At 25.1% G+C, this 13,714-nt stretch carries 17 protein-coding genes and 2 tRNA genes; 13 read left to right on the top strand and 6 right to left on the bottom strand.

Annotation, left to right across the window (positions count from 1 at the left end; all coding sequences use genetic code 11):
- Nucleotides 1–644 precede the first annotated feature (644 nt).
- Nucleotides 645–833, bottom strand: a complete 189-nt coding sequence (locus ACTG46_RS21570) for a helix-turn-helix domain-containing protein (RefSeq protein WP_479924369.1) — start codon at nt 831–833, stop codon at nt 645–647.
- Between the two features lie 46 nt (nt 834–879).
- A complete protein-coding gene (locus tag ACTG46_RS21565; protein ID WP_479924368.1) occupies nt 880–1,068 on the bottom strand; it encodes a helix-turn-helix domain-containing protein in 189 nt (62 codons plus the stop codon).
- 92 nt (nt 1,069–1,160) lie between these two features.
- Between ACTG46_RS21565 and ACTG46_RS21560 the strand changes: the two genes are divergently transcribed.
- Nucleotides 1,161–1,472: a helix-turn-helix domain-containing protein gene (locus ACTG46_RS21560; RefSeq protein ID WP_479924367.1), complete on the top strand. Its 312-nt coding sequence runs from the start codon at nt 1,161–1,163 to the stop codon at nt 1,470–1,472.
- A 146-nt stretch (nt 1,473–1,618) separates the two neighbouring features.
- On the opposite strand, the gene ACTG46_RS21555 is transcribed toward ACTG46_RS21560, so the two are convergent.
- Nucleotides 1,619–1,825, bottom strand: coding sequence for a helix-turn-helix domain-containing protein (locus ACTG46_RS21555; RefSeq protein ID WP_107612864.1), 207 nt, complete (start codon nt 1,823–1,825; stop codon nt 1,619–1,621).
- A 679-nt stretch (nt 1,826–2,504) separates the two neighbouring features.
- Complete coding sequence (locus tag ACTG46_RS21550) at nt 2,505–2,849, bottom strand: hypothetical protein (protein ID WP_479924366.1); 345 nt, start codon at nt 2,847–2,849, stop codon at nt 2,505–2,507.
- 1,510 nt (nt 2,850–4,359) lie between these two features.
- Between ACTG46_RS21550 and ACTG46_RS21545 the strand changes: the two genes are divergently transcribed.
- Nucleotides 4,360–5,274 (top strand): ParM/StbA family protein, encoded by a 915-nt coding sequence (locus tag ACTG46_RS21545; RefSeq protein ID WP_284182597.1) that lies wholly within the window; start codon nt 4,360–4,362, stop codon nt 5,272–5,274.
- A gap of 13 nt (nt 5,275–5,287) precedes the next feature.
- Nucleotides 5,288–5,560: a hypothetical protein gene (locus ACTG46_RS21540; protein ID WP_479924365.1), complete on the top strand. Its 273-nt coding sequence runs from the start codon at nt 5,288–5,290 to the stop codon at nt 5,558–5,560.
- 141 nt (nt 5,561–5,701) lie between these two features.
- On the opposite strand, the gene ACTG46_RS21535 is transcribed toward ACTG46_RS21540, so the two are convergent.
- A complete protein-coding gene (locus ACTG46_RS21535; RefSeq protein ID WP_479924364.1) occupies nt 5,702–6,331 on the bottom strand; it encodes a helix-turn-helix domain-containing protein in 630 nt (209 codons plus the stop codon).
- Between the two features lie 13 nt (nt 6,332–6,344).
- On the bottom strand, nt 6,345–6,584 hold the full coding sequence (locus ACTG46_RS21530; RefSeq protein ID WP_243193626.1) for a hypothetical protein: 240 nt from the start codon (nt 6,582–6,584) through the stop codon (nt 6,345–6,347).
- Nucleotides 6,585–7,203: 619 nt separating this feature from the next.
- Here ACTG46_RS21530 and ACTG46_RS21525 point away from each other — a divergent pair.
- From ACTG46_RS21525 to ACTG46_RS21480, 10 genes are all read left to right on the top strand, one after another.
- Nucleotides 7,204–7,368, top strand: coding sequence for a hypothetical protein (locus tag ACTG46_RS21525; RefSeq protein ID WP_243193625.1), 165 nt, complete (start codon nt 7,204–7,206; stop codon nt 7,366–7,368).
- Complete coding sequence (locus ACTG46_RS21520; protein ID WP_479924363.1) at nt 7,359–8,546, top strand: LuxR C-terminal-related transcriptional regulator; 1,188 nt, start codon at nt 7,359–7,361, stop codon at nt 8,544–8,546. Before ACTG46_RS21525 ends, ACTG46_RS21520 begins: the two co-directional genes overlap by 10 nt.
- Before the next feature lie 115 nt (nt 8,547–8,661).
- On the top strand, nt 8,662–8,967 hold the full coding sequence (locus tag ACTG46_RS21515) for an HU family DNA-binding protein (protein WP_479924362.1): 306 nt from the start codon (nt 8,662–8,664) through the stop codon (nt 8,965–8,967).
- A 441-nt stretch (nt 8,968–9,408) separates the two neighbouring features.
- Complete coding sequence (locus tag ACTG46_RS21510) at nt 9,409–10,080, top strand: CII family transcriptional regulator (protein ID WP_479924361.1); 672 nt, start codon at nt 9,409–9,411, stop codon at nt 10,078–10,080.
- A 93-nt stretch (nt 10,081–10,173) separates the two neighbouring features.
- A complete protein-coding gene (locus ACTG46_RS21505; RefSeq protein WP_284182593.1) occupies nt 10,174–10,728 on the top strand; it encodes a hypothetical protein in 555 nt (184 codons plus the stop codon).
- Nucleotides 10,729–11,001: 273 nt separating this feature from the next.
- Nucleotides 11,002–11,087 (top strand) — tRNA-Trp (locus ACTG46_RS21500).
- A gap of 5 nt (nt 11,088–11,092) precedes the next feature.
- A tRNA-Ser gene (locus ACTG46_RS21495) sits at nt 11,093–11,185 on the top strand.
- Nucleotides 11,186–11,228: 43 nt separating this feature from the next.
- Entirely contained in the window at nt 11,229–11,846 is a 618-nt protein-coding gene (locus ACTG46_RS21490) for a hypothetical protein (protein WP_479924360.1), read from the top strand.
- A gap of 369 nt (nt 11,847–12,215) precedes the next feature.
- A complete protein-coding gene (locus ACTG46_RS21485) occupies nt 12,216–12,404 on the top strand; it encodes a hypothetical protein (protein ID WP_479924359.1) in 189 nt (62 codons plus the stop codon).
- Nucleotides 12,405–12,479: 75 nt separating this feature from the next.
- Complete coding sequence (locus ACTG46_RS21480) at nt 12,480–13,673, top strand: metallophosphoesterase (protein ID WP_479924358.1); 1,194 nt, start codon at nt 12,480–12,482, stop codon at nt 13,671–13,673.
- The last annotated feature ends 41 nt before the right edge of the window (nt 13,674–13,714 follow it).

Raw genomic sequence — 13,714 nt, 5'->3', positions numbered from 1 at the left:
TATTATTATAACATAATTTAAGTGTCTTATTCTAACACTTACTAAAATAATCTAAGATAAAGACCTTAAATTATATTAGTAAATGTTAGATAGTTTATAACCAATGTAGGTGTTAAGCAGTACAAACTATAATTTTAATGCTTAATCTTTAGTGTTTTTGATAATGCAGTACTTCACAACTGCTATGTCATATTAAATTATATTGAGTGCCATTTTAGGAGCAACTAAGTTGATACCTCAATTTTTTATAGGCTCTAATTGGAAACCTTTATTAATTTTATTTACTTACTTAATTTGCTCAATGTTGGGAACACCTCACCAACTAGCATGGCTAATCCATTTTTATAGTTAAAAAATGAAGAAAAAACTGTGTGTAATATTTGTGTTGTGTGCCTTCCACCATTCACACCATTTAAAAAGGTCAACTTAAAGGTAGTAATTTTTAATAGCGATTTTAATATTTCTTAATAGAACCCTTTAAGATATTAGCTAGAGTTTTAAGAATGTTCTTCGCCTGTTACTTCTCTGAGAGGTGGCTCTGTGTTTTCTTGTTCTCCTTTGCTATGATTTAATTATACGACGTTATCTTATTTTTGGCAAGTCATTTTTGAGATTTATTTTTAAAAAATAATGGAATTAATCGACTAATCAAGCAATTCCAATGGTTCTACATTTAAAATTTTTAAGATGTTTTCAACTTCTGAAATAGAAAATTCTCTTTTTCCTGCTTCTTTATAGCTATATGCTCTTTGAGATATATTTATATAAGTAGCAAATTGTTGTTGACTATATCCTCTTTCTGTTCTTAATTCTTTTAGTCTATCAAGTTTCATCTTATCACACCCTTTTTGTTGCATATATTATATAATATTCTATTGACTAATCAAGTAATTCCAATGGGTTTATATCTAAAATTTTATATATTTTTTCTAACTCAGTTACGGTAAAATCTGTTTTTCCCTGTTCTTTTCTATTGTATGTTTTGTAATTTATATCTATTAAAAGAGAGAACTCTAATTGTGTATAACCTTTTTGTTCTCTTAGCTCTTTTAGTCTATCAAGTTTCATCTTATCACACCCTTTTTGTTGTATATATTATATAATATTTTAAGAATAGAATTTTGTCAAACATGATATATATAAAGAATTGAGGTGATACAATGAATAGATTGAGAGAACTAAGAAAAGAAAAAGGATATTCAACTCAACAAGTTGGAGAGCTTTTGAATGTACATTATGTAACAATACAAAACTATGAGACAGGCAGAAGAAAAATTGATAATGAAACACTTATAAAATTATCTAATATATATAATGTAAGTATAGATTATATATTATATCTTACAGATTTAAAAGAAAATATACAACTAGAAGAAGAAGAAGTTAAACTATTAGATAATTATAGAGAGTTAGATACTAAGAGTAAAACAATAGTACAAGAACAAATTAATACACTAAAAAAACTACTGTAAGCTAGAATTATACATCTAGCTTATTTTTATATTCGATTCTAAAATTCAAAGGTACAAACATAAGGCGAATGTATTATAACATACTTAAAATGGCATTAAATGGTCTATGTAATATATTGTAACAATAAAAATAGACTAGCTATAAACTAATCTATTTTTCTATGTGGTTCTAATAATTCATTTGCATCTATATCTAAGTAATATAATATTTGTTCTAGTTCTTCAACTGAAAAATCTCTTTGCCCATTTTCCTTATAAGCATATGCCCTTATACTCATACCCATTTTAGTACTTAATGTTTGTTGGGTATAACCCTTTTGTTCTCTTAGCTCTTTTAACTTATTAAGCTTCATTATATCACCTCTTGTAATTTTAATATTGGGTGTGTTACAATATACCTATAATATACTACTTATAAGTATATTGTATCTTGTATCTTGTTATTAGTTATTAATCATATCTATTAATATGTATAACAAGCCTATAAATGAGATTAAAGCAAAAATTATTTGTTCAAGTGATTTAAACACTTGTACTATGAGCTTTTCAAGTTGGTGGCACAACTCGATTAGCTCTTTTATTTTGTCTTTGGTTATCATTTAAGACACCCCCAATATTAAATTATATAAGGTAGTACTTAACACTACCTTAATTATATTATACTAATATAAGCAATAATATACAAGTAAAATTTTACTTATAGCTTAAAACTTTTAAGTTCAAGAAGTTATTCCAGTTATTTATATTCGATTCTAAAATCTAAAGGTACAAACATAAAGGATATATATTGTAATGCCTTTAAAATGGATTTAAATAGCTCATATAGTATATTATATTGTTTAAATATACTATTATATAGTTATATCAAAAAATCCCCTCACTCGCATACTTATATAAATATATATATCAATATGCGAGTGAGGGGAAAAATCATAAAAATATAAAAGTACTTAACAAAATGTCAAGTACTTTTTATGTATTATTATAATTTTATTTCTTGTAATAATTTCAATATCTTTTCATTAATTGCTTCTACTTAATTGCTTTTAATTTTTCTATATCAGACCAATTCTTAGATGTTATAATTTGTGTTGCATTTAAATCTTGTTTAATCTCTGTCATATCACCTTGAACACGTGATATATCAAAAGACATTTTGTCATGTTCTGCTTTGCTTACATCTGCTTTATGTTCTAGTGCTTTAAGAATTTGAGTATTCTCTTTTAATTGAGATTCTACTATATCAAGTCTATTATTAGTTTCAACTTGTCCAGTTTTTAAGTCTTTAATATCTTGCTTCATATCTGTAATATCTTGTCTCATACTTGTAATATTATTGTTCATTTCATTTAACAACGCTAATATCTTTTCATCCATCACGACCACGCTCCTATTATATTATTATAACATAATCTAAATGTTATATTCAATTAATCGTCGTGTTCTAATCAACTTGTGTCATTGTAAGTATTCATTTGTATGTCTCCTTTTGATTTTATTTATTTGATACTTATATAATACATTTATTTACATTGTTTGTCAATAGTTTTATTTATATTTGCATTTTATACAGTTGATAAGTTGGTTTCTATATAGTTATAGTAGTAGAGGAATGAGTAAGAATAGAATAAAAATGAAAAGTGATACTTAAAGATAGAGAGAGAAGTAAGAGACAGAGAGAATGTGAAAAGAATGAAATGTGAAAATGTTAAAGTAAATGTGAAAGTAAAAAGGTGAAAATGTAAGAGTTACACATCTATAAAGAAAGAATTTTTTTATTTTAATACTATACAATAATATAGATGATTATTACATTATTGTATTAACCTATTACAAGTCTTATTGAAAACATAGATTCTATGTGACTGAACTAAGTAAGTGCCTTTTTCTAAACACATAATAACAACGTCGTATAATAAAAGCATTATGCGACGTTAGCCTTAAAATGCAAGGAATGGGGGCTATTTTCATACTTTAGTCGCTATTGATAATCGTTATCGCCACATAGTCCTTTCTCATCTACATCTCAAATTTTATTTAGCCTTAAAATAAGCACCTATGAAAAATTACACCTCTAATTTGAAATTTTAAACATACACTCATGAGCAATCTTAGACCGTCTCCGATGATTGTAATATAGGATTAATTTACTATTCTCCTTTTATAATTTACAATAAAAAAAGAACCATGTGTCTACTTTATGCTTGCAATATAAGGATAAAACGTCAACATGGAGTGTATGTTTTATACCAACTATATAAAATTTATATTTTTATCTATAAATCAACTATAATTATCATAAAATAATTTTAAATAGTGTATGTTTTAAATTTGAATATCTCAAAATCATATAGATAAAATTTTAACTCTATCAAGTTATCATTTTTTACTTAAAATACAATACAATTCAAACAAAATATACTTCATACAATTTATTCAAGATTAAAACATATAAATATGCCTATTTTATAGAAAAATATATAGTAATCCATATAATTTTTCATATCAATTTTCGTAGACATTATACTCCAGAAAATCAACCTAAAATGATAAAATTCGTAAAGCAATTTTTAAATTTAGATAGTGTATGTAAAAAAAGTTTTTAATATTTCCTCACAAGATGAAATCTATATAAAAAATCATTTAAAATACTTTTACCTATTAGTTCATATTTACACTTAATATACACTGTATTTAAACTATCAAAGGTTATAAATATCATTATTAGTTTATATTTACACTTAAATTAGTTTTAATATAATTCAAATTTAATTCAATAAATATAAATTGTCATTTTATAGTTGAATTTTTGTGCAAATCTAATGCAAAAATTAACTATTTATATGATATAATATATATAGAAAATATTTACTTAGGAGGAATAAAAATGGAAGAAAATTACCAAGTTATAGGCTTAGATATAGGAAGAGGATATGTAAAAGGATATAGCAAGTATAATGGAATGGTTAAAGAATGTTTATTTAAGTCAGTATTCGGTGATGGAAGAAATATTGATTTTGAGAAATATAAAAATCCAATATACATAGATTTTGAAAGTGTAAGTTATTTTGTTGGTTCATTAGCAGAAAAAGAAAGTATAACACCTATAAGAAATTCTGATGATTCTAAAGTTTCTTTTACAATGAGAATATTAGTTGCTGCTGCCATTAATGAAATAGCTGTAGCTGATGAAGTAAAAATAATGATGGGTGTTCCATATAAATCCTTTAGGAAAACAACATTAAAAGAAGTTGTAGACACATATAAAGGAAAAACATTTAAAGTAAAAGATAAAATAAAAGGTGGGCATAAAGAGATAAAAATATCTGATATATCAATTTTTAGAGAAGGGGATGCAGCTTTATTTCATACATTAGAAGGAAAAATAAATGAAGATAAAGCAGTTGGCATGGTTTCTATAGGATTTAGAAGTACAGAGATGTCTTTTTTTGAGAAAGGATTTGTATTCAATGATAAGCTATCTGATACATTAGAAGCTGGCAATCAGGATGCTTTAACAATGGTTCAGAAGCAATTAAAAGATAGAGGGATAATAAGAGAACTTAATGAAATAGATAGTTCTAATGACTATGATGAACTTAAAAAGGTTGCTTATATAATGGCCTCTGAAAGTACTGCTCAAAGAATTGCCTCTAAATGGAAAAATATTGATGAAATGGATGTATATGTAAGTGGTGGTACTGCATTACATATGACATTTGATAATAGATTCAAAGTTTCTCAAGATGCTCAAATGGCTACAGCAAAAGGATTATTTGAAGTAGGTATGGAACAATTCTAGGAGTGAATATTATATGAAAAAATCATCTAGTTTTTATTTAGAAGAGGATATATTTGATGAAATAGAAAAATACCAGAGTGATAAAAATATAAGTAGTAGAAATACAGCTTTGGAAAGAATAATATTAGAGTGGAAGAATCTTCAAGAAGAAAATAAATTATTAAAACAATGTTTAGGTAATGGAGTATATGCAATAAATAAAGAAACAAGTGCTAATGAAGAAAAAAAAGAGATAAAGAAAGAAAATCCTATTATTAAAAATATATTTAATAATATGCCTGATTAAAAATAATTATTAATTTATAGTTAGATGCCTAGAATAATAACATCGAAAATATTTAATAAAAGCCATTTTAAGATAGTTATATGCTTGTCCATGTTACTTTATTCATATCATGGAAATAATTCTCTTAGAATGGCTTTAAATTTATTCTTCTTTAGATATTTTTGCATTAATCTTTCTCAATGAATCTGCTGCTTGTTTAATCTTTTCTTCTGAAATAGAATATATTTCTAATTCAGTAAATCCATTCTCTTTTAATACTTGAATATCTTTTTCTTTTTGTGTTATAATATTGTTAACATTAATTGAATTTAAAGTTTTTCGTTTCGAGTCACTTGTTGAAGTAGCAGCTTCAGTAGGTGACTTTTTACTTTTCTTCTTACTATTCTTAGTTTTCGTGTAATTTTCTGCATTTTCTCGAATCTTTGATTTAGACATTGCTATTTCATATACGTTATTACCATACAAATTATTTTCATTTTGAATTCTATAAACTTTTATAAATCCACGTTCTTTTAGAACTTCAACATATTTTATAAATGCATTTTTACTTATGTTTAGTTCTGTATAAATCGTTTCCATTCGAGGATGACAGTATTTCTTATTACCTGCAAAACTGGACAAATAAGCATAAATAGCTTTTGAGTAGACAGGAATGTCCTTGTTTCGCATGAGATATTTTGGAGATATACCATATCCATGCGAAAGAATACTATCTTCTTCTAGCCTAACATCTAAAACCTCACCATCTTTAATTTTTATTATATTATCCATACTTTACTCCTACTTAGTGTAATTTGTACTCATAGACAAATGCTCCATCCACAAATTTTTTATTAACTTCAAGATAACCTTTGTCTTTCAATTCGTTCCAAGCCATCCTAAACGCATAAGCTCCTAAATCTAAATAGTCCATCAAAAACTGTTTAGAAAAATAAGATTCATCTTTAAATGCTGAGATAGTTCCATATAAACCTTTTGCCTTTAAGCTAATACTTCTACTTTTAAAAATCTCTTCTTTTACCATAGTTTAATTTTTGCACCCTCCTATTTTTTTATTTTAAGCTTATTATAGTTTATAATCCGCAAATTTTCAAGGTAATTTTTCCCTTTATGTAAACAAATAAATACAAAAACAAATATATTAAAGACTGTTTATATTAATATACCATCTCATGGTACGCCCATAGTATGGGATATCGAAAAATTCGATGTACCACGAGATGGTATATCGAAAGAATCCCTATTTTTCAACGTTTTCTCAAATTTTGCCCCGATATACCACGAGATGGTACATCGAAAAATTGCACTATCTAAAATTAATTAAAATTGGCTATAAAATGCATGTTTATCAACAGATAAAAAACTTGAATGTGGATAAAAATATAGCTTATCCACAAGTTATCAACAACAAATCCACAGGTTATTAACATATAATAAACTAAATAAAACATAAAAAGTTGACAAATTAAAAGAGAAATGTTATTATTATAATATAAAAATAAAGTAATAATGTATTATTAATTCAGCATAAAATAAAGAGGTGGTTCATATAAAAAATAACATTAACAACTAAATAAAATTAAAATAAAGGAGTAAATATATGAAAAAGAATAAAAAATATAAGTATATGAAAGGGTTATCAAATGAAAAAAAAGAAAAAAGAAAATCTGAGAGAGGACTATAATGATTTTTTAAATGAATGGGATATTATAGGGATAAAAGACAAATATCAATGTCCTGAATGTTTATATCTAGGTAGAAAATGTGATATACATAAAGGTGATGAAAGGGAAGAAAAATGGCATTAAAAAGAGTAGAATTTAGAGGAAGTATAGATAAAAAAAGTATTTGGAATTATAAGTATAAATTAAATCACAAAGTAAAGACATTAGAAGAGAGAAAAAAGCTTATTGATGAATTATTAAACTTAAAAGATGTAAAAGGAGTTAAATTTAGTGATGATAAATTTTGGCAGGAGATATTTGATATTGGAATTTGCAAAGCTAATCTAAACACATCTGACACGTTGTGGTCTAATACCAATATAAGTCATTTTTTAGAAGCAGCAGGTACATATTTACTAGCAAAAGAAGAGAAGAAAGAAAAGAAAGAGAATATAAAGGTATATAATACTTTCACAGAGTTCAAAAGAAGTGAACAACAAGAAAAAAAAATACGAAAACATGGGGACATAGTAGAGTATGATGTTGGAGATAGTGAAAGCTCTAATGGGAAACCAATAAAAATATTAAAAAATCAAAAGAATTTCAAACTAGCTCCAGACCTAAAAATAACTAAAAAAGATAGAAAGAAATATTCTGAGATAGAAGATTATTATGAGTATAAGAAATACTTATTAGAATTAAAAGAAAATAAAGAACATAGGGAGAGATTAGCTAAAAATATAAATTTGGATATTAAAGAGCTTAAGATAAAAAAAGGTGGAGATGTTTATAAATTTATAATTAATCAATTACCAAAAATTCAAGATGATATGTTACAAGTTAAAATTCAGAAAGAAAAAAATATAGTATGGAAAGCTCCATTAAAAGATAGTGGTAATAATATTATGGATTGTGATTTGATAGATTTGTTTGACCCAGTACATGTAAAAGCATTGCTACAAGTTCCTTATAATGAAAACTTAATAGATGAAATAGCATTAAGTAAGCAAGATATATTAAATAAAATAGAATTAACTGATACACAAAAAATTATATTATCATCATGGGAGAAGGGAGTTACTCAAAATGAAATAGCAAAACAACTAGGTATAGCACAAAAAAATGTAAATTTACATATTGATAGAATAGTAAATAAATTTATAGATAAATATACTGAGATATATGAAGATGAATATTACTATGTTTATTTAGTAAAAGGAAAATATAAAAAATGTAATAAATGCGGAGAAGTTAAACTAATACAAAGGTTTGATAAGAATGGTAAAAAGGGATATATGCCTATGTGTAAAGCTTGTAGATAAGATGGTTTGCAAAACAGGGTATAAAATCGGCTGGAAAAGACATTAATATATGTAGTGGTAATTAATACTACTACAAATAAATAAAATGTATAATAAAGTCGAGGAGAGATTGAAAATGAGAAAAAATGAGTATGTAAAATTATTTCAAGAGAAACTAAAGGAAGAAGGATTAGAGCTAAAACAAAAAGAAGTAGATGTAGTATTAGATGCATTTAAAGAACTAGTTGTAGATATATTTAAATCAGGTGAAGACGCTACTATAAGTGGATTTCTAAAAATAGGAAGAAAAGAAATAGAAGCATGTGAAAAAACACATACTTTACCAGGAAAAGAAGGAGAAAAATATATTGTACCAGCCAGTACTAAACCAACAGTTAAATTTATAACTTCTTTTGTAAAAGAACATATGATATTAAAATAATTATAAACTAAATAAAATTCAAAATAAAATAGATAAGTCTTACTTAGACTTATCATTGTGGAGATACAGGAGATTATTAATGGTTCGATTCCATTAATCTCCATTTTTAAATAAAAAGAAAGCACATGTCGTGAGATAGCAGTAAGTCTTTCTTTTTCTTTTTATTAAGAAAGAGAGGGTGAGACTATAGAGGAAATAGGTATAAAAGAAGTAAGTAAGATAATATGTGTTAGTGAAAATACATTATATAAAGATTTTAAAAAATGTATTACCAAATTAGAAAAAAATAATATTTCTTATCATGGAAAAGGCAAAAAAAGAAAGTTTTATAAAAAAGAAATAAAAGACAGTGAATATATAGCATATGATATTTTTAAACAAATTTCTTATAATGTTTGGAAATTTGATAGTAAAGTAGATATAGATAAATTATTATATTATATGGCTATAATTTTAAGTATGCAAGATATAAAAGGAAATATTAGTGTATTGTCATCGAATCAAATTGCAAATATAGTGGGAATAGACAAAAGTACCATATCAAGATATAAAAATAAATTAATTAAAAATAATATCTTTATGCCTTCTAATCTATCTAAAACAGTTACATATGCTACATTTAAAGATATAGATGTCTTAAGTATTAAAAGTGAATTAATACCACATAAAGAAAATTGTAAAAATAGAGTAAATCAAGATAAAGAATTAGATAATTTTAGATATCAGGTGAGACTGGTAGCAGATAAAAATATAAACTTTAAAAGAAAAGACAATATCATAGTTGATAACAGTTTATATGAAGATTATCTAAATGCATGTAGAATTATAGCAAATACACCATTTTTAAAAGATAGAGAAAATTATAATAGAGTAGTAAATATGGTGAAACATAATAAACATGAATTAAATGTAACTCAGAAAGATAAATATATAGCATTTAATGAATTTGCAAGAGAAATAGGATTAGTTAAGTTATATCAAATACATAAGACAGAGTATAGAACTAATGTTATGAAAAATAAAGAGTTATTAGATATAATTGTTAAAGCTTTTAGGTATAGAAATAATAATAGTGATATTAATAATAAACTAGTAAAATACAACTCATATTAATTTTTCCGATGACTCGCATACTTATATAAATATATATATCAATATGCAGGTCATCGGATTTTTTTGAAAGAAATATTATTAAAGGTGAATATTATGAATTTACAATATTTTGAAAAGGATAAATATTATGTTTATAAACATTACATTATAGATCATAATGGTAAAGAAAATGTCTTTTATATTGGAAAAGGAATTGGAGACAGAATTTATAATCAAATCAGAAATGAAAAATGGGACAACATAGTAAAGAGTAATGATAATAATTATAATGTTGATATTATAAAATATTTTGAAAATGAAAAGGATGCATTGGACTATGAAGTAAAATTACAATTACATTATTGGAATAATGGACAATGTAAAGGTTGTGCTGATATAGATGCAGCAATAGGTAAAGAAAAAATAAAGAAACAAAATAAATTATTAGAAGAAGGATTAGTTATACAAGATGATTTTTTAAATAAATGGTTATTTAAATATGAATTGGAAAATATCATCAATACATATGAGTTAAAAGATAATAAAAGAAGAGTAATGTCTGCTAATAAATTTATTAAGTATCTAAAAGAATGTAATTATAAAATTGAAAAAACTAGAGGAAAATTAAATAGTAAAAGAATTACTAGGTATAAAATATGCGATAAGTAGATTATATTTTATAATTATAATAATAAATCACAAGGCTTTAGCCGAAGTGATACCAAAGAACGCTAGTGATGCGGTAGCTATTACTAACGCCTTCACTCCGTTCAGTTGTTATCCTCAGCTAAAGCTTTCGGATTTATTATTATAATTTAATACATATAGATTAAAAGCTACTTCATGTGACGAATGTACACAATATTAGTGGACAACATAATAATCAGTGTTTAAGAAGGAGTATGATTCAATGTGGAGTGTTTACTCCTTTTTTATGTATTTAGGAGTATAGCTTAATTGGTAAAGTAGCAGTCTCCAAAACTGTGCAAATATATGCTATAAAGGTTCGAATCCTTTTACTCCTGCCAAATATGGAGAGGTACTCAAGTGGTAAAGAGGATAGTTTGCTAAACTATTAGGTCAATTTATAATTGATGTGAGGGTTCGAATCCCTTCCTCTCTTCCAATAAAAGATTAAGAAAATATTTTAATTAAAGGGAGATGGTTTCATGGTTAAATATAATGTACACAAGGCTTTAGCAGAAAAGAAGTTATTAGAAGATAAGATAGATAGATGCATTAGTAATTTTAAAATTGTTGGTACTAAAAAAGGCTCTGATAAAAATGTATATGAAACAAAAACAAGTGTAGAAGATTTTAATGCAGAAGTTTCAAGTAAATACCAGCAAATAGAAGATTTAATATATAATTATAATGCATTAGATAAAGCAATTAATATTTCTAATGCTATAACAAATGTTCAAATTGGTAATAAAAATTATACAGTTTTAGAAGCAATAAAAAGAAAGAATAGTATAGAATTAGATAAATCCTTGTTGAGACAAATGGTTAGTAACTATGATTGTATGATGTCTGAAGTAAATCGTAGAAATGAAGAAGTGCAAAGAAATACAGACAAAATGTTTGAGGAAAAGGAAAAAAGCAAAGATGGAGCAGAACTTATTTCATTTTATAAAAAACAACAGGAATGGTCTTTAGTAGACCCTTTAAAAGTAAGAGAGAAAATAGAAAAGTTAAGGGATGAAATAGAAGAATTTGAAAAAGAAGTTGATTTTGCATTGAGTACATCAAATGCACTTACAATTATAGATGTAGATTTAAAATAGTCCTTAATTGGACTATTTTTTTAATTTGCAGGTTAGGTGAATAACATAAATTATAAGTTCCCATTGATTTTGGGTTAAAAATCAAACTACTTATATAAAAGTGATGGGTACATACAAACGAAACGATTGTACTGTATAAAAGAGAACAATAGATATAAAGCTTAAAGTTAAAAATTCAAATATAAAATCTCAAGGATAAAAGATTAAATTATTAAAATAGTAAAAATAAAATAAAAAAGTTATAGAAAATCCTTGATAAATGCTAAATGCGTTAACTTATATTAGCTATTGTTAGCTACAAGGCTGCCTAATTTGCAAATAAATATATTCCCAGTAGAGTTAACAAAATTATAAAAAAGGTGAGGGTACATGAAAAATAATAAAGGAACAGTATTAGAAAAATGTGAAATAATAAAACAAGAAAATAATACATATAAAATTATAGAACATCTGAAAGATGGAGACCATGAAGTATTACTTAGTGATGTTTTGGATAAGTATACTGGTGATACAGATTTAAATATAACAATAAGATTTAGTGAAACAATAGTCCAATAAATTAACATTGGACTATTTATTTTTTATTAATATATTGATAATGAGATTTAGTTGAAAAATAGGGAGATATTGAATATGAAAGATATATTAAAACAAAAAGAAAATGAATCATTAATTGATTATAGCTTTAGAATACGATTAGCAAAAGTTAATAAAGAGATAGATTTAGACTGGGGAGAGATAGTTGAATTGTTAGGCCTAGAATGCTCTGCTGACCATTGCAGAAAAGTTTCGTATGGTTTGAAAGAGGCTTTTGATTATCTTAATTCTAAAATACAAAATAATTCTACCCAAGAAGAAATTGATTTAATAGATGAAAAAATATTAGAGTTGAAAAAAATTAAAGTACAATTATCTGATGAAAGGTCTTTGGTAAATAAAAAGATAAGAGAATATTCAAGAATAGATAATATAATTGATTTATTTAAAAATAAAATAGATGATATATCACTTCATAAACCATTTCTAAGCGATTCTAGTTACAATAACTATGAATCTTCAAATCAAGAAGCTCTTATTCTTATTTCTGATGCACATTATGGTTTAGAAACAATAAATGCTTTTAATAAATATAATTCAGAAATATTTAAGTTAAGAATACAATATTTATCAGATAGAGTAATTGAATATAGTAAGTTACATAAGGTTAAGAGACTGCATCTAATGTTACTTGGAGATTTAATCTCTGGGCATATACATAATTCAATAAGATTAGAGAACAGGGAAAATGTAGTTGAACAAATAATAGAAATCTCTGAGATATTAAGTGAATTTATATATAAATTATCTAAAGAACTTAAGCAAATTATAATTTATTCAGTTGGAGGTAATCATGACAGAGTTCTTCCAAAGAAAGATGAAAATTTAGATAAAGACAGTTTCAATTTATTAATAAACAAATATATAGAGTTAAGAATTAAAAGTATGGACAATGTTATTTTTCAAGAAAACATATATGACACTGACATTATAGTAACTAAAATATGTGGAAATACATGTTTTGCTGTGCATGGAGATAAAGATAATGTGTCTACTGCAATTCCTAAATTAACATCTCTTATAAAAATCATTCCTGATTTTATTTTTATGGCTCATCTACACAATTGTAAAGAAGATACGTATGGAGAAAGTGAAATATGTGTAAATGGAAGTTTTTCTGGAACTGATACATATGCTAAGAATCTAAGATTAAGCTCATATGCAATGCAGAAATTTATGATATTCAATGATGATGGAAGATTATGTACTTATAATATTAAGCTTAAATAGAGCTAATTATTAAAGGACTAATACGATAATATTCTATCATT

The sequence above is a fragment of the Clostridioides sp. LIBA-7678 genome, assembly GCF_056716065.1.
This window is presented reverse-complemented; position numbering and strand designations above follow the sequence as displayed.

Coding starts and splice junctions, on each gene's coding strand:
- ACTG46_RS21525 (WP_243193625.1), top strand. CDS start 7,204: ATGAAAAAAAAGAAAAAAGAAAATCTGAGAGAGGACTATAATGATTTT.
- ACTG46_RS21550 (WP_479924366.1), bottom strand. CDS start 2,849: ATGGATGAAAAGATATTAGCGTTGTTAAATGAAATGAACAATAATATT.
- ACTG46_RS21520 (WP_479924363.1), top strand. CDS start 7,359: ATGGCATTAAAAAGAGTAGAATTTAGAGGAAGTATAGATAAAAAAAGT.
- ACTG46_RS21505 (WP_284182593.1), top strand. CDS start 10,174: ATGAATTTACAATATTTTGAAAAGGATAAATATTATGTTTATAAACAT.
- ACTG46_RS21555 (WP_107612864.1), bottom strand. CDS start 1,825: ATGAAGCTTAATAAGTTAAAAGAGCTAAGAGAACAAAAGGGTTATACC.
- ACTG46_RS21485 (WP_479924359.1), top strand. CDS start 12,216: ATGAAAAATAATAAAGGAACAGTATTAGAAAAATGTGAAATAATAAAA.
- ACTG46_RS21570 (WP_479924369.1), bottom strand. CDS start 833: ATGAAACTTGATAGACTAAAAGAATTAAGAACAGAAAGAGGATATAGT.
- ACTG46_RS21515 (WP_479924362.1), top strand. CDS start 8,662: ATGAGAAAAAATGAGTATGTAAAATTATTTCAAGAGAAACTAAAGGAA.
- ACTG46_RS21480 (WP_479924358.1), top strand. CDS start 12,480: ATGAAAGATATATTAAAACAAAAAGAAAATGAATCATTAATTGATTAT.
- ACTG46_RS21490 (WP_479924360.1), top strand. CDS start 11,229: ATGGTTAAATATAATGTACACAAGGCTTTAGCAGAAAAGAAGTTATTA.
- ACTG46_RS21535 (WP_479924364.1), bottom strand. CDS start 6,331: ATGGATAATATAATAAAAATTAAAGATGGTGAGGTTTTAGATGTTAGG.
- ACTG46_RS21560 (WP_479924367.1), top strand. CDS start 1,161: ATGAATAGATTGAGAGAACTAAGAAAAGAAAAAGGATATTCAACTCAA.
- ACTG46_RS21540 (WP_479924365.1), top strand. CDS start 5,288: ATGAAAAAATCATCTAGTTTTTATTTAGAAGAGGATATATTTGATGAA.
- ACTG46_RS21530 (WP_243193626.1), bottom strand. CDS start 6,584: ATGGTAAAAGAAGAGATTTTTAAAAGTAGAAGTATTAGCTTAAAGGCA.
- ACTG46_RS21565 (WP_479924368.1), bottom strand. CDS start 1,068: ATGAAACTTGATAGACTAAAAGAGCTAAGAGAACAAAAAGGTTATACA.
- ACTG46_RS21510 (WP_479924361.1), top strand. CDS start 9,409: ATGGCTATAATTTTAAGTATGCAAGATATAAAAGGAAATATTAGTGTA.
- ACTG46_RS21545 (WP_284182597.1), top strand. CDS start 4,360: ATGGAAGAAAATTACCAAGTTATAGGCTTAGATATAGGAAGAGGATAT.